Source organism: Aurantimonas marina (assembly GCF_017183135.1).
GTDB lineage: Bacteria > Pseudomonadota > Alphaproteobacteria > Rhizobiales > Rhizobiaceae > Aurantimonas > Aurantimonas marina.
The window spans coordinates 14,483-34,139 of the sequence record NZ_JADDXW010000016.1; the positions used below are offsets into that span (position 1 = coordinate 14,483).

Sequence of the window (19,657 nt, forward strand, 5' to 3'; positions counted from 1 at the left end):
GCGCCCGGCTCGAGGGTCAGCCTCCGCCTATTTTTTCTTGCCGTCGCTCTTTTCCTGCGGCGCGAACTTGCCGGGCACGGTGGCGGGGGCCACGACCTTCGCCTTGTCCGCCTTCGGCTTGCGGGTTTCCTTGTTGCTGCGCATTTGACCCTTGGCCATGTTCGATTCCTCGCGGCATCCTGATTGATGCGAGCCGCAGACTAGCATGCGTCGGGCGACCATGGGCATCCCAATCGCGCCGAACTTGATGGATTGTGCTGGCGCCATCGCTTGGTGCAAGGCTCTTTGGAACGCCGATCGACGAGGCCCTGGATGATCCCCGTAAGCGACTCCCCACCCTATCGCGCGCCCCTTCGCCGCCGGCCCGTCTGGGGCTGGATGGCCTTCGATTTCGCCGCCCAGCCCTTCTTCACCGTCATCATCACGTTCGTCTTCGGCCCCTATTTCGTCTCGCAACTCGCCCCCGATCCCGCCACGGGGCAAGCCTGGTGGAGCGGCGCCGTCACGCTCACCGGCATCGTCGTCGCGCTGCTGTCGCCGTTTCTCGGATCGATCGCCGACCGCGCCGGCCCCCGCAAGCCGTGGATCGCAAGCTTCGCCGTCGTGCAGATCGTCGCCCTCGGCCTCTTGTGGTTCGCCGCCCCCGGCTCGCCGCTCGTCCTCGTCGCCCTTCTGATCGTTCTGGCGCAGATTTCCGCCGAGTTCTCGATCGTCTTCAACGACGCGATGATTCCCCGGCTGGTCCATCGGGATTCGATTGGTCGCGTCTCCAACGTCGCCTGGGGCCTCGGCTATGCCGGCGGCATCACCTTCCTGTTCTTCACCCTTGCCTTCCTCGCCGGCTCGCCCACGACCGGCCGTACGATCCTCGGTCTCGAGCCGCTTTTCGGCCTCGATCCGGCGGCCGGGGAAGGCGCGCGGGCGACAGGGCCGCTGGCGGCCCTGTGGTATCTGGTCTTCGTCCTGCCGATGTTTCTTTTCACCCCCGACCGTCCGAAGGCCGAGCCGATCGCCATCGCCGCACGGGACGGTTTCAAGGACCTTCTGGCGACCTGGCGCGAGATCCGCGCGCGGCCAACGCTGTTCCGCTTCCTGATCGCCCGGATGATCTATCAGGACGGCGTCAGCGCCCTGCTCGTCCTCGGCGGAGCCTTCGCGGCCGGCATGTTCGGCTGGTCGATCACCGAAAGCGGCCTGTTCGGCATCATCCTCAACGTCACCGCGATCCTCGGCTGTCTCGGCGCCAGCTTCCTCGACGCGCGGCTCGGCTCCAAAGCGGTCATCACGATGTCAATCGTCTGCCTGATCGCGGCCACAATCGGGATTGTCTCCACCGCGCCCGGCTTCACCGCCTTCGGGCTGATCACCTTCGCACCGTCCGAGGCGACCGGCCTGTTCGCCACCGCGGCAGAGAAAAGCTACATCGCCTGGGGCCTGTTGATCGGCCTTGCCTTCGGACCGGTGCAGGCCTCGTCCCGCTCCTGGCTCGCCCAGGCGGTGACGGCGGACGAGGCGGGGCGCTATTTCGGCTTCTATGCCCTGACCGGCCGGGCGACGTCGTTCCTCGCCACCGGCGCAGTCGCCGTCTTCACCGCCATCGCGGCGGCGCTCACCGATCCGGTGAGCGCCTCGCGCATCGGTATGTCGGCGATCATCCTCTTTTTGATCGTCGGCCTGGCGCTGCTGAGGGGCACGTCGGGACCGGTAAAGGCCCGCGATCGACAAAGAGACTACGGCCTGGACAGCGCCTGATGCGCTCGTCCGGATTCCCGGATTCGGCCCAGCCCCGCGCCATCAATGGCGGAAATGGCGCATTCCGGTCAGGACCATGGCGATGTCGTTGTCGTCGGCGGCGCGGATCACCTCGTCGTCGCGCATCGAACCGCCCGGCTGGATGACCGCGGTCGCCCCCGCCGCGACGGCCGACAGCAGCCCGTCCGCGAAGGGGAAGAACGCGTCTGACGCGACCGCCGAGCCCCGCGTCAGCGGTTCGGCGAGGCCGAGCGCCTTTGCCGCGTCCTCGGCCTTGCGCGCGGCGATCCGGGCCGAATCCACCCGGCTCATCTGCCCGGCGCCGATACCCACGGTGGCGCCGCCCCTGGCATAGACGATGGCGTTGGACTTGACGTGCTTGGCGACCCGGAAGGCGAATTTCAGGTCGGCGAGTTCGGCATCGCTCGGCGCCCGCTTCGTCACCACCTTGAGGTCGAGATCATCGACCACCCCGGCATCGCGCGATTGTACCAAAAGCCCGCCCGCGACCGATTTTACGAACCGCCCGGCGGCGCGCGGATCGGGCAGGCCGCCGGTGATGAGCAGGCGCAGGTTCTTCTTGGCCGCGATGATCTCAACGGCGTCGGGGTCGGCATCCGGCGCGATGATCACCTCGGTGAAGACCTGGACGATCGCTTCCGCCGCGGCCCGATCGACCCGGCGGTTGAGCGCGACGACACCGCCGAAGGCCGAGACGGGATCGCAGGCCAGCGCCTGCCGATAGGCCGCTAGTAGATCCGGTCCTTCCGCGACGCCGCACGGGTTGGCGTGCTTGATGATGGCGACGGCCGCGGTGCGATCCGGATCGAACTCGCCGACCAGTTCGAAGGCGGCGTCGGTGTCGTTGATGTTGTTGTAGGAGAGCGCCTTGCCCTGCACCTGTCGGGCCGTGGCGACGCCGGGCCGCGTCTCGCCGGTCTTGTAGAAGCCCGCGGACTGATGCGGGTTCTCGCCATAGCGCAGTTCCTCGGCGAGCATTCCGGCAAAGCTCGCGCGGCGCGGCATCGCGTCACCCACCTCGCCGGCGAACCATTGCGAGACCGCCGCGTCGTAGGCGGCCGTACGGCCGAAGGCGCGGGCCGCGAGCCGCTGCCTGAGCGCGAGGTCGGTCTCGCCCTCGTTCGCCTGCAGCGCGCCAAGGACCTCGCCATAATCGGCCGGATCGACGACGACGGTGACATAGCCGTGGTTCTTGGCGCCGGCCCGGATCATCGCCGGGCCGCCGATGTCGACATTCTCCACGATCGTCGCGGCGTCGGCGCCGCCGGCCAGCGTCGCCTCGAACGGGTAGAGATTGACCACCAGAAGGTCGATCCCGGCAATATCGTGGGTCCGCATCGCGTCGGCATGGGCGGGATCGGCGCGAATCCCCAGAAGCCCGCCATGCACACCCGGATGCAGCGTCTTCACCCGCCCGTCCATGATCTCCGGAAAGCCGGTGAGGTCTGACACGTCACCGACGGCGAGGCCGGCGGCTTCCAGCGCCTTGCGGGTACCGCCGGTGGAAACCAGCTCGACGCCGAGCGCGGCGAGACCCTTGGCCAGGTCTTCGAGACCCTCCTTGTCCGACACGGAGATGAGCGCCCGGCGGATGCGGACGCGGTCGGGGATGGGTGTGAGATTGGCCTTGACGGACATGGGGATTTCCTGCGGCGATCGGGAAAGGGGTTCGGGCCCTGATACCGGGACGCGGAGGCCGCGACAATGCCCGGGGGTGGCCGAGCCCTACCCCGGGTCGCGCGGCGCCGCCCGATCGCTCTCGGAACGCCCCTTTGAAAGCTCCGCGAGGTCATCGAGCGTGTTCGGCAGGACGGTGACGGCCCGATTCATACCGCAGGATGCGAGCACCACTCCGGCGGCGGCGAGAAGGACGACGGTCTTCATCGCCAGCAGGTTGGCCCCCGGCGGGCTTTCGTCAAGTCGGATTCCGTTGCTTTTGCCAGAGCATCGGACCGAAAAGTGGAATCCGGTTTTCGGGTTCTCCCGATGCTCGATCAAAGTATTAGAACGCGGTGTTGCCGGCGTGAAGCCGCCGGTCACCGCTCGCGCAGGAAGTGCCAGGCAATACCGTTCGGGTCCCGCGCGTCGAACGGCACGACGAGCTGAAGCGTGCGGCGCGCGCCGCCGGCATCGGCGAAAAAGATCGAATCCTCGATCGCCAGATCGCCATCGGTCTCGAACAGCCAACGCTGGTCGCGGACGCTGAGCCGGACCCCGGTCCCCGCCGTCTCGACATTGACGCCCGGATGGAGATGGAAGCGTGCAGTGGCGCTGAGCGCCGTCGCCGCACTTGCATGCGCGCCCGCTGCCTCGAAACGATCGATGCCCTCCACCTGGTTTCCGTCAGGTGACACGGCGAGCCTGCGGCGATGCAGGAGACCGAACCCGCGCTCATAGCCATTGTGGGTGGCGTCGAAACAAAGACCGGTGTCGCCCGGTGCGGCCAGTGTCACGGCGGTCGGCCCCGGCACAAGCGGGGTTCCGAGAAACCGGTCGAGGCTGGCGGAGCGGGCGAAGTGCGACGAGGATTTGTCCGCCACCGTGACAGTCGAATGGGCGGCGGTGGAGCGCGAAAGCCGTCGCCAGTCGGCATCCTCGGTGATCGGGCGTCCGCAATTGACGACGATGCGGCTGGCCTCGCTCGAAAGTTCGAAGGCGAGCGTCCCGGCATGGGCGTTGCTGGAGACCGATGTGTGCGCTGGACAGCCGGTGTCGGCGATGACGGTGGTCCCAGCGGCCGTGATCCGATGGTAGCCCGACTGGCGCGCGTGGCTGATCGGCTCGCCGAGGGTCTCGTCGTAGCGCAGCAGCACGGTCATCAGATGGAGGTCGGAGATGCCGGCACCGTTGAACAGCGCCAGCGCCCCGTCGCCGTGGCGAAAGAAGCGGATCGCCGGCAGCATCCGATCGATCGCCGAGTAGAGACCCTTCGGCAGCGCCTGGCCCTGCCCGAGATAGGTCAACCGCAGCGGGATCAGATCCGCCAGGATCCGGATGATTACCGAAGGGTCGCGGGAAATGTGTCCGCCATCGGGAAAGATCTGCCGGTCGAGCTCGTCGGATAGAGACTGCGCGGCGATCTTGATGCGCCCGCGGGCCGTCGGCAGACACAGCGACGCGAAGGCGAGCGCCGTGCGCACGATGAGGCGCGGCATGCCGTCTGGCGCTTCCTGGGCGATGGCGCGCAGATAACGCGCCTGCGCCGAGAGGCTTTTCATGAAGCGGCGGTAAAAGCCTGGTTCGGCCCCGGCGAGCAGAAGGTCGGCATGGGTGATCCAGGCGATGAGGCGCCGCGCCGCGACCGCTGGCTCGAAGGCCGGGCCGCCGATCGTCTTGCCCTTGAGGCGGATCCAGTCGTCGACCAGCGCGCGGGCGTTCTGGGCCGCCAGCGCGTCACTGGCCGCCGCGTGGTGGCTCAGCCAGTCGAAACCATGGAGTTCGACCGAATAGGCCGCCGACGGCGGCGTCGACTGGAAGATCGACGTGCGGCCGGGCTCGAGCAATTGTCCGGCGAAATGAAAACGCCCGGCATAGATCGCTTCGGCAATCATCGGATCGCCATGGCGCAGATTGGGCGGAAGCGCGATCAGTTTGCCGAAGGTTCCTCCGGCGAAGCGCCAGCGGTGGATCGGGCCGGTGTGGAGTCGCCGCCGGACCCGGCGCCAGGCCTCCCGAAACGTCAACACCGCAAGCAGCGGATGATCCACCAAACCCGTCGACACTCCCGTACTCCAGCGCTATCGGATCGTTTCAGATGCGCTCACCGGTTTTCGGATCACGCGATGCGGCATTGCAGAGATTCACGGCGTTCCGCGCGTGTTCAACCAGGCGCGCACCGTTGTCACCATCGTCTCGCAGGCCAGCCGACGCCGGCCCGATGCCAGCGAGCGCGTGGCGACTGCTCGATACGACCGAGTTTCGCGCGATATGGTAAAGGCTTTGCTAAGGAGCGGAGGCGAGCACGAGCGCCCAGATCACAGGCGCTTGAGCCGGGCCGCGTAAAACCCGTCGAGGCCGCCGTCCGGACCCGCGCCGACCCCCAGCATCTCTGGCGTTGTGCGCAGATCGCCGTCGGGCGTTAGGGCGAATTCGAAGCCCGGCAGCTCCGCCGGCAGCACCGCATCGCGGGCGAAGTCCGGCCGCGCCGCGAGAAACGCCGCGACCACATTCTCGCCTTCCGCCTGGTCGAGCGAACAATTGGAAAACACCAGCCGTCCGCCCGGCGCCAGGAGCCGCGCCGCCTCGGCGAGAAGCCGCGCCTGGACGACGGCGAGCTTGTCCACCTCGGCGACGTCCTTGGTGTAGCCGACATCGGGATGGCGGCGGATCGTCCCGGTCGAGGAACACGGGGCATCGAGCAGGATCGCATCGAACAGCGTGTCGGGTTCGTAGGCCGACAGATCGGTAACGACCGTCTCTGCCTCCAGCGACAGGCGCGCCAGATTCTCCTTCAGCCGCTTCATCCGGTTGGCGTTGATGTCGAGCGCGGTGACCTCACCGCCAGCGAGGATCAGCTGCGCCGTCTTGCCGCCAGGCGCCGCGCAAACATCGGCGACGCGCTTGCCGGAGAGATCGCCGAACAACTTCGCCGGCAGCGCGGCGGCGGCGTCCTGCACCCACCATTCGCCGGTGGCGAAGCCGGGAAGGTCGGTCACCGGTCCGTCGAAGCTGCCGAGCCGGACCGTCCCGGAGGCCAGCACGACACCGCCGAGGCGCTCCGCCCAGGCGGCGGGATCATCCTTCACGGAAAGATCCAGTGACGCCGGCAACAGATGGGCCAGCGCGATCGCATCGGCGCGGGCCGCCCCATAGGTCGCGACGAGCCGGCGCATCAGCCATTCCGGCATGTTCTCGCCAGGCTTGGCGACCGCGCGCAACGTCTCCTTCTCCCGCGATAGGCGGCGCAGCACCGCATTGATCATGCCGGAAAAGCGCTGGCTGCGGGAATCGACGCCGGAGGCCGCGACGGCGAGATCGACAGCCGCCGAATCCGGCACGTCGAGAAACAGGATCTGCGCCGCGCCAACATGCAGGATGTGCTTCAGCACCGCGGCGTTCGGCGGTAACGGCCGGTCGAGGCAGACGTCGAGCGCCCGGTCGATCGTGCCGCGAAAGCGCAGGGCGGTCAGGATGATCGCCTTGACGAGACCCTGGTCGCGGCGTTCCAGCGCGCGAAAGCCGGGATGACCGCCCTTTGGGTCGAGAAGACCGTCGGCGGAGGTTTTGGCGTCGACGATCGCCGACAACAGCTTGGCCGCCACGAGCCGTGCGCCGAGGCCCGGCCGGTCGCCGGCCGAATAGCCATCCGGCACGAAGGCATCGGGTCCGGCGGCGATCCGGGGCTGGCCCGCCCTGTCGGCCGCGACCGGCGCCTTGCCCGGCAATGGCCGCTTACGCGGCGCCGAGCGGGATGCGTCGAAATTGCCACCGCGGCGGGACTTTCGGCCGTCCGACCCGGCGCTCAACCCCAAGGACCCTTGCGCGCGCCGCCGGACGGCGTCTTGCGCGACCGGTTCCACGGCCCCGACGCCTGATCGTCATGCGCGACCGGCGTGGCCGATGTGCCCGCGACGAAGCCCGAAGCGCCGCCACCGCCCATGTCGACCGCCATCTGGCGCAGGGCGGCGATACGATTGCCGGTGTCCGGGTGGGTCGAGAACAGATTGTCCATGCGCTGGCCTGACAAGGGGTTGATGATGAACATGTGCGCCGTCGCCGGGTTGCGCTCAGCGTCCTCATTGACGATGCGCCCGGCGGAACTGGCGATCTTGCCGAGCGCCGAGGCCAGCCAGTCGGGATTGCCGCAGATCTCGGCGCCGCGTCGGTCGGCCGAATATTCTCGGGTGCGGCTGATCGCCATCTGCACCAGCATCGCGGCGAGCGGCGCCACGATGATCGCCGCGATCACGCCGACGAAGCCGAGCGGGTTGTTATTGTCGCGGTTGCCCCCAAAGAAGAAGGCGAAATTGCCGAGCATCGAGATCGCGCCGGCCAGCGTCGCGGTGATCGTCATGATCAGCGTGTCGCGGTTCTGCACATGGGCGAGTTCATGCGCCATAACGGCGGCGACCTCTTCCGGACTCAATCGTTCGAGCAGGCCCGTCGTGGCGGCAACCGCGGCGTTCTCGGGGTTGCGGCCGGTGGCGAAGGCGTTCGGCTGCGGGTTCTGGATCACGTAGACCTTCGGCATCGGCAGACCGGCATTGCCGGCGAGGCCCTGGACGATGCGGTAGAATTCCGGCGCCGTACGCGCGTCCACTTCCTTCGCATGGTGCATCTTCAGCACCATCTTGTCGGCGTTCCAATAGGCGAAGAGGTTCATCCCCGCCGCGATGACGAAGGCGATCATCATGCCGGCGCGGCCGCCGACCAGAAGCCCCAGCCCCATGAAAAGGGCGGTCATGAAGGCGATCAGCATCGCCGTCTTGATCATGTTCATGGGACGGTCCCAACCCTCTGTTCATGGCACGGTCGATCCGCGCCTTTCCGCCAGCAAATCTGGTGATTGCAGGTCGCCGCCGCAATGTCGATCGGCAGGGGACCGTTTCAGCCGCTCCGCGCAATGAGCGTCCCGACCATCTGCGGGCCGCTGTAGGCAATCGCCGAATGGCTCCCTATCTTGCCGGCACCGACCGTCGACCAGGACCATCCCGCCATGACCGACCCCGAAACTTCAGCCTCCCCGCAAACCGTCGCGACCGACGGCCTGGCCGATCCGGAACGCAACGACACGGCCTCTGACCGCCGCCGTCTGTCGGCCGCCGCCCGGCGCGCCCTTGCCGAGGCCGAAGCGCGGCGTCGCGATCGCGACGTCGAGGCGATCGATCCGGCCGGCCAGCCGAAGGAGCTGAATGGCCGCGACGGCCCGGAACCGGTCCGCTACGGCGATTGGGAGAAGAACGGCCTGATTTCGGACTTCTGATTCGCGCGCTCCAAACTGGAAAAGCAGCCGCACCCGGCATCCCGGGCAAGGCCGCCGGATTCATTTCAGCTTATGATTGTGGGCACGATGTCCTAAGGGAAACCGGCTCATCCACGAGGCCGATCAGTGCGGGGAAGACGTGACACCTGGAGCGACCCTTTGCTCTGGGTGAACTAATTGACTTCTTCCGAATCTGGTATAGGAATAATATCCGCAACCCAGATGATTCGGATCGTCCACTGCCGTGAGATACTTCACTCATACCCTTTCCGGTTGCATCGCCGCCTTGCTTGCGCTCGGGGGAGCGACCAGCGCCGCCGAGACTGGCGATGCCTATCTGCGCAAGATCGCCGGGCCGGTGGAGGCACGTGTGATCAAGGTACGCGACGGCGATACGATTATGGTCGAGGCGTTCATCTGGCCGATGCAATCCGTCCATGTCGCGGTTCGCCTGCGCGGCATTGACGCGCCGGAGCATCGCGGCGGCTGCGCGGCGGAGAAGGCCGCGGCGCAAATGGCGACAGATCGGCTCAAGCAGCTGGTCGGCGGCGGAAACGTCACGTTGACCGGCGTTTCCGGCGACAAATATTTCGGCCGCGTGCTGGCCAGCCTGTCGACATCGGACGACATCGACGTCGCCGACCGATTGCTGCGCGAGGGCCTTGTTGTTCGTTATGAGGGCGGGAAACGGCGCGATTGGTGCAACGGCGCCGTGCTGGGCGGGCTCGGCACAGCAGAACGTCATCCAGGCCGGCGTGGATAGCCTGCCTGACGAGATATCGACGACACCCATCTTTCGCCTGTGGCGACGGCCCCCGCTCTGTCATACGCTGTGCTAGCCTCCCCCGAGTTTCACGTGAAACAGGAGGCCGGTCATGGCGACGGGCGAAGCTAAACTCGAAGCCATCGTCCGGCAGGCGATCATCGCCTTCCAGCCGAAGATAGCCGTCCGGTTGTGGACCGGCGAACGCATCGGTCCCGCGGACGGACCGGCCCTCGCCTTGAACGATCCGGCCGCCGTCGCTCGCCTTGCCATCCGCCCGACGATCGCCACGGCCGTCGAATTATGGATGGCCAAGGCGGTCGATATCGAGGACGGCACGATCTTCGATCTCGCCGCCGCGCGTTCCGACATCCGCACCAAGGACGCGCTGAAGAAGCTCGACAAATTGCGGATCGCCGCCGCGCTGCCGGCGCTCTACCGCCTGTCCCGTAAAGGCTGCAAGGCCGCCAAAACGGCGCCCCCAACGGGCGAGGGGGCAGGCGCCAGCGGCTCGTCCATGGCGGCGATCCAGTTCCATTACGACATCTCCAACGATTTCTACCGGCTCTTCCTCGACGAGCGGATGCTGTATTCCTGCGCCTATTTCGACGGCTGGCACGACGACATCGACAAGGCGCAGCGCGACAAGCTGGAGATGATCTGCCGCAAGCTACGGCTGAAACCCGGCGAACGGCTGCTCGACATCGGCTGCGGCTGGGGCGCGCTGCTCATTCACGCCGCCGAGAATTATGGCATCACCGGCCACGGCGTGACGCTGAGCCAGGCGCAACACGACCTCGCCTGCGAGCGCATCGTCGCGAAGGGGCTGGGCGACCGGGTCACGGTGGAGCTCAAGCCGTTTCAGGAGGTCGCCGGGAGCTTCGACAAGATCGCCTCGATTGGCATGTTCGAGCATGTCGGCTGGGCGCATCACGACGCCTATTTCAGCGCCGTGCGCAAACTCCTGCGGCCGAATGGGCTCTACCTCCATCACGCCATTACCAGGCCCGCCAAGGCCACCGACAAAGCGTTTTTAAAGGGCACGAAGGAATATGCGGCGATCATCCGCTATATTTTCCCCGGCGCCGAACTGGACCATGTCGGCCACTCCGCGCAAAAGCTTGAGGCACACCGTTTCGAGGTGCATGACGTCGAGAACTGGCGCGAGCATTACGGCCGGACCTGCCGGCTCTGGCACGACCGTCTGTGCGCCAATATGGACGAGGCATCGCAGATAGCCGGAGAGCCCCGCGCCCGGCTTTGGCTGCTCTATCTCGCCGGCGTTTCGCTGGGCTTCACCCGAGGCGGCTTGCTGATCTACCAGACACTCGCCTCGCGTCGAGCCAAGGGACCGGCCGAGCTGCCGCCGACCCGGCGGGACCTGTACCCGTAGACGCCCCGAGGGAACCTGCCCCTGCGGACCGTCGATTTGATTGGCCCAACTTAGTTTCTTTTGGAACCTCCTACGCCGTGGATCATTCTTTCGTGATCACCAACGGGAGTAAAACCGATGAGAAACACTCTCTACACGGCTCTTCTCGCAGGCGTCGTCATGCCGTTCGCGGCATTGGCGCAGGATTCCACGACGCCGCCGCCGACCGACACGCCGTCGGCCACCGAGGCTCCGGCCGACGCAACCGCACCGGCGGATTCGACGGCGCCAGCCGACTCGGCGGCTCCCGCGGAGAGCACCGATCCCGCAGCAAGCGACGCCACCGCGCCAGCCGAAGGCGAGCCGATGTCGCTGGACGACTCGACGGCCATGCCCGATGCGGGAGCGACGCAGGCTCCTGACGCCGCCACCGACGCGGCTCCGGCGGATGCGGCATCCACCGGGACGGCCACGGCGGGCGATGCCACCATGGCCGACGGACCGTTCGTGGTCGTCCCCCCGACCGGCGCATGGCGCGTCGAAGACCTGGACGGCAAGGACGTCTACGACACCGCCGGCGAGAGCATCGGTTCGATCACCGACGTCCTCGTCTCCGAGGATGGCGAAGTGATTGCCGTGCTCGTCGGTGTCGGGGGTTTCCTTGGCATCGGCGAGAAGGACGTCGCTGTTGCGATGGACGCGCTCGAATTCGGCCCGGGCAAGACCGAAGGTCTGCCCAAGGAGGCTGATGTCGCGGCGGCTGCCCCGGCTCCGGTCGATCCGGCGGCTGGTGGTGCGGCAACGGGCGTCGATCCGGCGGCCGGCGGTGCTGCCGCGCCAGCGGCGGAGCCGCAGACCCCGGTGGTCGGCAAAGACAATTTGCCGGATCGGATCGTCCTGAACGTGTCGCGTGAACAGCTCGAGGCCGCGCCGGCCTATGGCGAGCCGGAACAGGCCGAGGAGGCCGCGCCGGCTGCGGACGCCGGTATGACTCCCGTCGAGGGCGAGCCGCCGGCACCGCAATAAGCGCACGAGCGCGCAAGCCGCGTTCGTCCAGTGGATCGTTCTGCCCTCGCCCGTCCCGGTTCAAACTGGGGCGGGCTTTCACGTCCGGGCATCGGACGCCACCAGGAACGCGTTCTTTCAGCAGGATTGCGGGACGACGCGCAGGTCGGCGCAGCGGCCGCTAACCGGACATTCCGCTGCCGGAGCGCTGTCGGCATGCAAAAAGGCCGCTCCCTGTTTCCAGGAAGCGGCCCCGTGACTTACGTGTGCCGGCGGTCTTTCGACCGTAACCGGACCCGACTGTCTCAGGCGAAGCGCGAAGGCTGCTCCGTCGCCTGACCGAGACATTGAGACCCAACCGGCATCTGGAAATCACTCGACATTGGATCACCTCCTTTCGCTTCGTTAAACACGCCCAGAGTATGGGAGCGGACGACCGACGGCGCAAGACGGTGGCGCTTTTTGCGCCAGCCTGACGCAAGTCCGCCGTCTCCGGCGACGTCGATCAGCCCTTCCTGTTCTCACGATTGTCGACGAGATCGTCGACGACGGCCGGATCGGCAAGCGTCGAGGTATCGCCCAGCGCGCTGAAATCGTCCTCGGCGATTTTCCTCAGGATACGGCGCATGATCTTGCCCGACCGGGTCTTCGGCAGGCCCGGCGCGAACTGGATCTTGTCCGGCGAGGCGATCGGGCCGATTTCCCCGCGGACATGGGCGACGAGCTCTTTCTTCAGTGCGTCCGAGGGCTGCTGCCCCTCCATCAAGGTGACGTAGCAATAGATGCCCTGGCCCTTGATGTCGTGCGGGTAGCCGACCACCGCGGCCTCGGAGACCTTCGGATGCGAGACCAGCGCCGATTCGACCTCCGCCGTGCCCATGCGGTGGCCGGAGACGTTGATGACGTCGTCGACGCGGCCGGTAATCCACCAATAGCCGTCGGTGTCGCATCGCGCGCCGTCGCCGGTGAAGTATTTGCCCTTGTAGGTCGAAAAATAGGTCTGCTCGAAGCGGTCGTGATCGCCGTAGATCGTGCGCATCTGCCCCGGCCAGGAATCGGTGATGCACAGATTGCCTTCGCCCGCGCCCTCCAGCGCCGCCCCCTCATTGTCGACCAGTTCCGGGATCACGCCGAAGAAGGGCCGCGTCGCAGAGCCAGGCTTGAGGTCCGTCGCACCCGGCAGCGGCGTGATCAGGATGCCGCCGGTCTCGGTCTGCCACCATGTATCGACGATCGGCGAGCGCTCGTCGCCGACCACCCGGTAATACCAGTTCCACGCCTCGGGGTTGATCGGCTCGCCGACGCTACCGAGTACCTTGAGGCTCTTGCGCGAGGTCTTGGTCACATGGTCGTCGCCAGCGCCCATCAGCGCCCGGATCGCCGTCGGCGCGGTGTAGAAGATATTGACCTTGTGCTTGTCGATGACCTGCCAGAATCGCGAGGCGTCCGGATAGTTCGGCACGCCCTCGAACATCAGCGTCGTCGCGCCGTTGGCGAGCGGGCCGTAGACGATGTAGCTGTGGCCGGTCACCCAGCCGACATCGGCCGTACACCAGTAAATGTCGCCGTCATGGTAGTCGAAGACGTATTCATGCGTCATCGCGGCAAAGACGAGATAACCGCCGGTCGTGTGCAACACGCCCTTCGGCTTGCCGGTCGAGCCAGAGGTGTAGAGGATGAACAGCGGATCCTCGGCGCCCATCTTCTCGGGCGGACAGTCGGTGGACGCTCTCTCGCGCGCCTCGTGCCACCAGACGTCGCGGCCCTTGGTCCAGGGAACGTCGGCGCCGGTGCGCCGCACGACCAGCACTGTCTTGACCGCATGGCCGGCCTTTTCGGCGATCTGGCAGGCCCGATCCGCGTTCTTCTTCAGCGGTATCGTGCGCCCGCCGCGCAGGCCCTCGTCAGCGGTGATCAAGACGTCCGAGGTTGCACCGTCGAGACGGCCGGCCAGCGCGTCCGGCGAGAACCCGCCGAACACCACCGAATGGACGGCGCCGATCCGCGCCGAGGCGAGCATCGCATAGGCCGCCTCCGGGATCATCGGCATGTAGATCGTCACCCGGTCGCCTTTCTTCACGCCCCGCGCCTTGAGGGCGTTGGCCATGCGGCAAACCTCCTCATGCAGTTCGCGATAGGTGATCGCCTTCGATTCGGACGGATCGTCCCCCTCCCACAAGATGGCCGTCTGGTCGCCGCGCTTTTCCAAGTGCCGGTCGATGCAGTTGGCCGCGACATTGAGCGTACCGTCCTCGAACCAGCGAATGTCGATATTGCCCGGCGCGAAGGAGGTGTTTTTCACCTTGGTGAAGGGTGTCATCCAGTCGAGGCGCTTGCCGTGCTCGCCCCAGAAGCCGTCCGGATCCTCAATGCTGCGGCGATACCAGGCCTGGTAATCCTGGTTGGTGAGCTTCGCGCAGGCCTTCCATTCGTCCTTGACGTGGATGATGTTCATGCTTCGCCTCCCGTATCGTCCCGGCGGTCCCCCGCCTGCGAAAGGCAACTTAGGGTGAAACCCCGCGGGCGGTCCAGCCGCGCGCGGTTAGACTTTCGAGGTGCGCACGCCGGCTGCCGGTTCAAGGTGCATCGACCGCGTATCCGCCGAGCGTATCCTTCACATAGAGGTCTTCGACCATCGTCTTGACGATGGCGACCAGGGGCACCGCGAGCGCCACGCCGATGAGGCCGAACAGGAGACCGAAAACCAGTTGCGATCCGAGTGTCAGGGCTGGGGGCAGGGCGGTTGCCCAGCGCTGCGCCATCGGCTGGGTGACGTTGCTTTCGACCCCTTGGATGATGACGTAGACGATGAGACCGTAGAGAGCCATCTGCGGGCTGTCGGCAAAGCCCGCCAGAACGATGACGACGCCGGCAACGAAGGGTCCGAGCGTCGGCACGAAAGCCAGAAGCCCGGCCTGCAGCGCCAGCAGAAAGGCATTCGGCATTCCGATGGCCCAGAGTCCGACGAGCGACACCACGAAGACCGTTGCCATGGAGATGGCTTGCCCGGCCAGCCACATCGTCAACTGGTGCGCGCTATTGCACAGCGTTTCGGTGATGCGCGCGCGCCGTGGCTTGGGAAACAGGCTGACGATGCCGTGCCGATAAAGGTCCGGCTGCCACGAGACGAAGATGGCGATGAATACGACGACGAAGGCGTTGCCGAGACCGCCGAGAATGGCGTAGGCGGCATGCGAGGCCGAAGAGAACAGACCGGACGCGTTCGGCAGAAGCGGCTCGATGCCGCCTTCCGGCGTTCCCGTGCCCCCGGAGATACCGAAGTCCTGTAGCAGTGATGCCAGGCGCTGGATCTGTCCCGCGACGAGTTGGACCAGCTCGTTGAACTGCTGGACGATCACCACGCCGCCCCAGACGAAACCGGCCGTGATCAGCAGGAACAGCATGAGATAGGCGACCAGCAGCCCGAGGCGGCGAGGAACGCCGACGTATCGCAGGCCGGACGCGATACCAGTGAAGGTCGAGGCCAGCACCAGACCCGCCAGGATCAGGAAGAAGGCCAGCGAAGCCGTCCAGAAGACGAACAGCGCGATGCCGACGGCAGCGACGATTCCGGCGGCAATCAGGGTCTTGCGGGTAAAGGCCGCTTCGGCCGAGCTTTCCGCCATTTCTATCCCCTCACTTTCATCCCGTCGCGGTTTCGCAGACAAAGGCTGGAACACTACCGCCGGTTCCTGACAGCACTATCGGATTGCGGTGCGGCAAGACGTGTCGCAACGCATCGCTGCACGCCCGCGAAGGAGCGCCGGACAAACGGTCCGTCAGTCATAATCCCGCTCTCCGAAGATCGCCGAACCGACCCGCACGGATGTGGCGCCGAAGGCGATCGCCGTCTCGAAGTCGGCGGACATGCCCATCGACAGCTTTGCGACGCCCGCCTCGCCTGCGATCTTGGCCAGCAGCGCGAAGTGCGGGCCGGGATTTTCCTCGGCCGGCGGAATACACATCAGCCCCTCGATCTCCAGCCCATGGTCGGTCCGGCAGCGGGCGACGAAGGCCGCCGCCTCGCCCGGCGCGATACCGGCCTTTTGCGGCTCCTCGCCGGTATTGACCTGGACATAGAGGCGCGGATGCCGGTCCTGCTTGGCGTTTTCCTTGGCGATCGCAGCGGCGATCTTTTCCCGATCGACGCTCTCGATGACGTCGAACAGCGCCACCGCCTCACCGGCCTTGTTCGACTGCAACGGGCCGATCAGCCGCAACTCGATGTCGGGGAAGCGTTCGCGCAAGGCCGGCCATTTGGCCTTGGCCTCCTGCACCTTGTTTTCGCCGAAGATCCGCTGACCGGCCGCGATCACCGGCAGGATCGCGTTCGCGTCGTAGGTCTTGGAAACCGCCACGAGGTCGACCGCGTGCTCGGCTCGGCCCGCGTCGTTCGTCGCGGTGGCGATGCGTTCGCACACCGCCCGGTAGCGTTCGCCTGTCGTGTCGTCCATGCTCATCCTTTTTGCCGCTTCGGCGGCATTCAGCGCCGAATTTGCCGCGATTCGGCGAAATCTCGCCGGTTCGTGTTGAACGGGACGCGAACAACGGAGTAAGTCAAGCCGCATTGCCCACGCCCGACGGCCGCAGATGGCCGCGCCAGGATACCGACCCGCCGCATGTCATCAGAACGCTACAACCCCCGCGCATCCGAATCCCGCTGGCAAAAGGCCTGGGAGGAGGCAAAACTCTTCGAGACCCGCACCGACGCAGGCGGCGAGACCTATTACGTCCTCGAAATGTTCCCCTATCCGTCCGGCCGCATCCATATGGGCCATGTGCGCAACTATGCCATGGGCGACGTGGTGGCGCGCTACAAGCGGGCGAAGGGCTTCAACGTCCTGCATCCGATGGGCTGGGACGCCTTCGGCATGCCGGCCGAGAACGCCGCGATGCAGAACAAGGTGCATCCGCGCGAATGGACCTATCAGAACATCGCCACCATGCGCGGCCAGCTCAAATCGATGGGCCTCTCGTTGGACTGGTCGCGGGAATTCGCCACCTGCGACGTCGATTATTATCACCGCCAGCAGATCCTGTTCCTCGACTTCCTGGAGCACGGCCTCGCCTACCGCAAGAAATCCAAGGTCAATTGGGACCCAGTCGACCGGACGGTGCTGGCCAACGAGCAGGTGATCGACGGCAAGGGCTGGCGCTCCGGCGCCGAGGTCGAGAGCCGCGAGCTCACCCAGTGGTTCTTCAAGATCAGCGATTATGCCGAGGATCTCGACGCCGCGCTCGATACCATGCCCGGCTGGCCCGAGAAGGTCCGAACGATGCAGCGGAACTGGATCGGAAAGTCGCGCGGCATCGAGATTCCGTTCCCGCTCAAGGCCCCTCTGGCCGGACACGATGCGATCACCTGCTTCTCCACGCGGCCGGACACCTTGCACGGTGCGAGTTTCCTTGCCATCTCTCCCGATCATCCGCTGTCGATCGCGCTCGAGGCCGGGAATGCCGGCCTCGCCGCCTTCAATGCCGAATGCCGCCGCGTCGGGACTTCAGAGGAAGCCTTGGAGAAGGCGGAGAAGCGCGGCTTCGACACCGGTCTGAAGGTCCGTCATCCCACCGAGGACCGCGATCTATCGGTTTGGGTCGGAAATTTCGTCCTGATAGGCTACGGAACCGGCGCAGTGTTCGGCTGTCCGGCGCACGATCAGCGCGATCTCGACTTCGCTCGCACATACGGCTTGCCGGTTCGTAATGCGTTCTTTCTGCCGGGTGACGAAACACCTGTGGAGGCCGAGGCGCTCGTCCCGCCGAAGTCGGAAACGGTGGTCTTTGTCGATCACTTCGCCGGCCTCGCGGAGCTGACGAGCCAAGAGGCGATCGACCGCACGATCGACTGGTTTGAGGCCGAGGGCCTGGGCAAGGGTGTCACGCGCTACCGCCTGCGCGACTGGGGCATCTCGCGCCAGCGCTACTGGGGCTGTCCGATTCCGGTGCTGCATTGCGAGGCTTGCGGCGTCGTACCGGAAGCCAAGGCAAACCTTCCCGTCAAGCTGCCCGACGACATCGATTTCGACAAGCCCGGCAATCCGCTCGACCGGCACGCGACCTGGCGCGATGCCACCTGCCCGCAATGCGGCGGCAAGGCGCGGCGCGAGACTGACACGATGGACACCTTCGTCGATTCCTCGTGGTATTTCGCCCGCTTCACCGCACCCCATGCGGACGCACCGACCGACCCGCAGGCCGCCAATGCCTGGCTGCCGGTCGACCAGTATATCGGTGGCATCGAGCACGCGATCCTGCATCTTCTCTATTCCCGCTTCTTCGTCCGGGCGATGCGGTCTTGCGGCCATCTCGATCTCGATGAGCCGTTCAAGGGCCTGTTCACCCAAGGCATGGTGGTCCACGAGACCTATCGTGAAGGCCGCGAGTTTGTACCCCCGGCCGAGGTGGCGATCGCGGAAAGCGAGACCGGCCGCATTGCGACCCGGATCTCGACCGGTGCGCGGCTGGAAATCGGCGGCATCGAAAAGATGTCGAAATCGAAGAAGAACGTGGTCGATCCGGATGACATCATCGCCTCCTACGGCGCCGACACCGCGCGCTGGTTCATGCTGTCGGATTCGCCCCCCGACCGCGACGTCATCTGGACTGAGGCCGGCGTCGAGGGCGCCTATCGCTTCGTGCAGCGGCTGTGGCGGCTGGTTGCCGACACCGCGCCGCGCCTTGCCGGGGCGCCTGAGCAAGGTTCCGGCGACGACGCGTCCGTCTTGGCGATCCGCCGTGCCGCGCATCGCACCGCCGCAGGCGTTGCTGATGACATCGAGCGTCTGGCCTTCAACAAGGCGGTGGCGCGGATCTACGAGCTCGTAAACACCCTCGCCGCGTCCCTTCCCAAGGTTTCCGGCGACAGAGACCCGGCTATGAAGGGCGCGGCACGCGAGGCGCTGTCGATTCTCGTCCGCCTGATCGCGCCAATGATGCCGCATCTGGCCGAGGCGTGCTGGGCCGAACTGGGCGAAGCGGGACTCGTCGCCGCGGCGTCCTGGCCGAGCGTCGACCCGGCGCTGTTGCGCGACGACACGATCACGCTTCCCGTCCAGATCAACGGCAAGAAGCGCGGTGACTTGACCATGCCGGTCGCGGCCGGCAAACCTGACGTGGAGCAAGCAGCGCTGGCGCTCGACTTCGTCCAGTCGGCGCTGGCCGGCAACGCGCCGAAGCGTGTTGTGGTCGTCCCCGGGAGAATTGTGAATGTCGTCCTCTGATCCGCTTCGATCCCGCGCCCTTGTGGCTGTTGGCCTTGCCTTGGTGGTCCTGGCCCTGCCGGCCTGCACCCTCCGCCCGCTTTATGCCTCGGCCGGCAATTCAGACATGCTTGCGCCCGGCGGCGCCTTGGCAGCGTTGCGTGGCCGCATCGCCGTTTCGGAAGCCAATTCGCGAACCGATCAGATCGTCCGCAACGCCCTCCTGTCGCGCCTGAACCAAGGAACGCGGGTGGCCCAGCCGCTCTACGAGGTCCGCCTCACCGTCACCGGCGGCGAAGTCGGCATTACTATCGAAGCGGGAGGCGCGCTCAGCTCCTCCCTCTACCGCATGACTGGGCGATATCAGTTGGTCCGGATGTCTGACAATCAGGTGGTCGAGACAGCCAGCCGCACGGCGACAGTGCCCTTCGATCGGACCGCGCAGCTCTATCAAAGTCAGCGCGCGCTCATCGACGCGCGCCAGCAGGCAGGCGAGGATGTCGCGGCCCAGCTCGAGATTGCGCTCGTGCGCGCGCTCGAGAAGGCCGGCGTCTGACGACAAGGACCGTCACCGACGTGCAGGGCGCTCGATGATGAAGGAAATTGGCGCGACAGATCGCAAG

At 66.3% G+C, this 19,657-nt stretch carries 16 protein-coding genes; 7 read left to right on the top strand and 9 right to left on the bottom strand.

The genetic code is table 11. The annotated features are described in order from the left end of the window. Positions 1-27: 27 nt before the first annotated feature. On the bottom strand, positions 28-267 hold the full coding sequence (locus tag ING15_RS16020) for a hypothetical protein (RefSeq protein WP_206455914.1): 240 nt from the start codon (positions 265-267) through the stop codon (positions 28-30). Positions 268-312: 45 nt separating this feature from the next. Between ING15_RS16020 and ING15_RS16025 the strand changes: the two genes are divergently transcribed. Next, positions 313-1,752 carry an MFS transporter gene (locus ING15_RS16025; RefSeq protein WP_206455847.1) on the top strand — a complete coding sequence of 480 codons (1,440 nt, stop codon included), beginning with the start codon at positions 313-315 and terminating at the stop codon, positions 1,750-1,752. Between the two features lie 42 nt (positions 1,753-1,794). On the opposite strand, the gene purH is transcribed toward ING15_RS16025, so the two are convergent. The 5 genes from purH to htpX all read right to left on the bottom strand — a co-directional run bounded on the left by purH (position 1,795) and on the right by htpX (position 8,212). After that, entirely contained in the window at positions 1,795-3,411 is a 1,617-nt protein-coding gene (purH, locus tag ING15_RS16030; protein ID WP_206455848.1) for a bifunctional phosphoribosylaminoimidazolecarboxamide formyltransferase/IMP cyclohydrolase, read from the bottom strand. 87 nt (positions 3,412-3,498) lie between these two features. Next, positions 3,499-3,813 carry a hypothetical protein gene (locus ING15_RS16035; protein ID WP_206455849.1) on the bottom strand — a complete coding sequence of 105 codons (315 nt, stop codon included), beginning with the start codon at positions 3,811-3,813 and terminating at the stop codon, positions 3,499-3,501. Then, positions 3,810-5,495 (bottom strand): heparinase II/III family protein, encoded by a 1,686-nt coding sequence (locus tag ING15_RS19875; protein WP_206455850.1) that lies wholly within the window; start codon positions 5,493-5,495, stop codon positions 3,810-3,812. The genes ING15_RS16035 and ING15_RS19875 overlap by 4 nt, the downstream gene beginning before the upstream one ends. A gap of 252 nt (positions 5,496-5,747) precedes the next feature. Continuing rightward, on the bottom strand, positions 5,748-7,157 hold the full coding sequence (locus ING15_RS16045) for an RsmB/NOP family class I SAM-dependent RNA methyltransferase (protein ID WP_206455906.1): 1,410 nt from the start codon (positions 7,155-7,157) through the stop codon (positions 5,748-5,750). A gap of 77 nt (positions 7,158-7,234) precedes the next feature. Continuing rightward, on the bottom strand, positions 7,235-8,212 hold the full coding sequence (gene htpX / locus ING15_RS16050) for a zinc metalloprotease HtpX (RefSeq protein WP_206455851.1): 978 nt from the start codon (positions 8,210-8,212) through the stop codon (positions 7,235-7,237). Positions 8,213-8,428: 216 nt separating this feature from the next. On the opposite strand from htpX, the gene ING15_RS16055 reads away from it, so the two are divergent. The 4 genes from ING15_RS16055 to ING15_RS16070 all read left to right on the top strand — a co-directional run bounded on the left by ING15_RS16055 (position 8,429) and on the right by ING15_RS16070 (position 11,856). Then, entirely contained in the window at positions 8,429-8,695 is a 267-nt protein-coding gene (locus ING15_RS16055; RefSeq protein ID WP_206455852.1) for a DUF1674 domain-containing protein, read from the top strand. 244 nt (positions 8,696-8,939) lie between these two features. Beyond that, complete coding sequence (locus ING15_RS16060; protein ID WP_332873849.1) at positions 8,940-9,458, top strand: thermonuclease family protein; 519 nt, start codon at positions 8,940-8,942, stop codon at positions 9,456-9,458. Between the two features lie 112 nt (positions 9,459-9,570). Then, on the top strand, positions 9,571-10,851 hold the full coding sequence (locus ING15_RS16065) for an SAM-dependent methyltransferase (RefSeq protein ID WP_206455853.1): 1,281 nt from the start codon (positions 9,571-9,573) through the stop codon (positions 10,849-10,851). A 117-nt stretch (positions 10,852-10,968) separates the two neighbouring features. After that, complete coding sequence (locus ING15_RS16070) at positions 10,969-11,856, top strand: PRC-barrel domain-containing protein (RefSeq protein ID WP_206455854.1); 888 nt, start codon at positions 10,969-10,971, stop codon at positions 11,854-11,856. 484 nt (positions 11,857-12,340) lie between these two features. Here ING15_RS16070 and acs read toward each other — a convergent pair whose 3' ends face one another. The 3 genes from acs to ING15_RS16085 all read right to left on the bottom strand — a co-directional run bounded on the left by acs (position 12,341) and on the right by ING15_RS16085 (position 16,289). Then, a complete protein-coding gene (gene acs / locus ING15_RS16075) occupies positions 12,341-14,290 on the bottom strand; it encodes an acetate--CoA ligase (protein ID WP_206455855.1) in 1,950 nt (649 codons plus the stop codon). A 121-nt stretch (positions 14,291-14,411) separates the two neighbouring features. Then, the gene (locus tag ING15_RS16080) at positions 14,412-15,461 is read right to left on the bottom strand and encodes an AI-2E family transporter (protein WP_206455856.1); all 1,050 of its coding nucleotides are present in this window, start codon (positions 15,459-15,461) and stop codon (positions 14,412-14,414) included. A 153-nt stretch (positions 15,462-15,614) separates the two neighbouring features. Beyond that, entirely contained in the window at positions 15,615-16,289 is a 675-nt protein-coding gene (locus ING15_RS16085) for a YggS family pyridoxal phosphate-dependent enzyme (protein ID WP_206455857.1), read from the bottom strand. 165 nt (positions 16,290-16,454) lie between these two features. Here ING15_RS16085 and leuS point away from each other — a divergent pair, with 165 nt between their 5' ends. Both leuS and ING15_RS16095 read left to right on the top strand, forming a co-directional pair. After that, the gene (gene leuS / locus ING15_RS16090; protein WP_206455858.1) at positions 16,455-19,055 is read left to right on the top strand and encodes a leucine--tRNA ligase; all 2,601 of its coding nucleotides are present in this window, start codon (positions 16,455-16,457) and stop codon (positions 19,053-19,055) included. After that, positions 19,042-19,590 carry a hypothetical protein gene (locus tag ING15_RS16095; RefSeq protein WP_206455859.1) on the top strand — a complete coding sequence of 183 codons (549 nt, stop codon included), beginning with the start codon at positions 19,042-19,044 and terminating at the stop codon, positions 19,588-19,590. The genes leuS and ING15_RS16095 overlap by 14 nt, the downstream gene beginning before the upstream one ends. Positions 19,591-19,657: the final 67 nt, after the last annotated feature.

What these genes read in the sequence shown, in the direction of transcription:
- ING15_RS16095 (WP_206455859.1), top strand. Translation starts at nt 19,042, where the DNA reads ATGTCGTCCTCTGATCCGCTTCGATCCCGCGCCCTTGTGGCTGTTGGC.
- purH (WP_206455848.1), bottom strand. Translation starts at nt 3,411, where the DNA reads ATGTCCGTCAAGGCCAATCTCACACCCATCCCCGACCGCGTCCGCATC.
- leuS (WP_206455858.1), top strand. Translation starts at nt 16,455, where the DNA reads ATGTCATCAGAACGCTACAACCCCCGCGCATCCGAATCCCGCTGGCAA.
- ING15_RS16065 (WP_206455853.1), top strand. Translation starts at nt 9,571, where the DNA reads ATGGCGACGGGCGAAGCTAAACTCGAAGCCATCGTCCGGCAGGCGATC.
- ING15_RS16085 (WP_206455857.1), bottom strand. Translation starts at nt 16,289, where the DNA reads ATGGACGACACGACAGGCGAACGCTACCGGGCGGTGTGCGAACGCATC.
- ING15_RS16025 (WP_206455847.1), top strand. Translation starts at nt 313, where the DNA reads ATGATCCCCGTAAGCGACTCCCCACCCTATCGCGCGCCCCTTCGCCGC.
- ING15_RS16055 (WP_206455852.1), top strand. Translation starts at nt 8,429, where the DNA reads ATGACCGACCCCGAAACTTCAGCCTCCCCGCAAACCGTCGCGACCGAC.
- acs (WP_206455855.1), bottom strand. Translation starts at nt 14,290, where the DNA reads ATGAACATCATCCACGTCAAGGACGAATGGAAGGCCTGCGCGAAGCTC.
- ING15_RS16080 (WP_206455856.1), bottom strand. Translation starts at nt 15,461, where the DNA reads ATGGCGGAAAGCTCGGCCGAAGCGGCCTTTACCCGCAAGACCCTGATT.
- htpX (WP_206455851.1), bottom strand. Translation starts at nt 8,212, where the DNA reads ATGAACATGATCAAGACGGCGATGCTGATCGCCTTCATGACCGCCCTT.
- ING15_RS16020 (WP_206455914.1), bottom strand. Translation starts at nt 267, where the DNA reads ATGGCGCCAGCACAATCCATCAAGTTCGGCGCGATTGGGATGCCCATG.
- ING15_RS16070 (WP_206455854.1), top strand. Translation starts at nt 10,969, where the DNA reads ATGAGAAACACTCTCTACACGGCTCTTCTCGCAGGCGTCGTCATGCCG.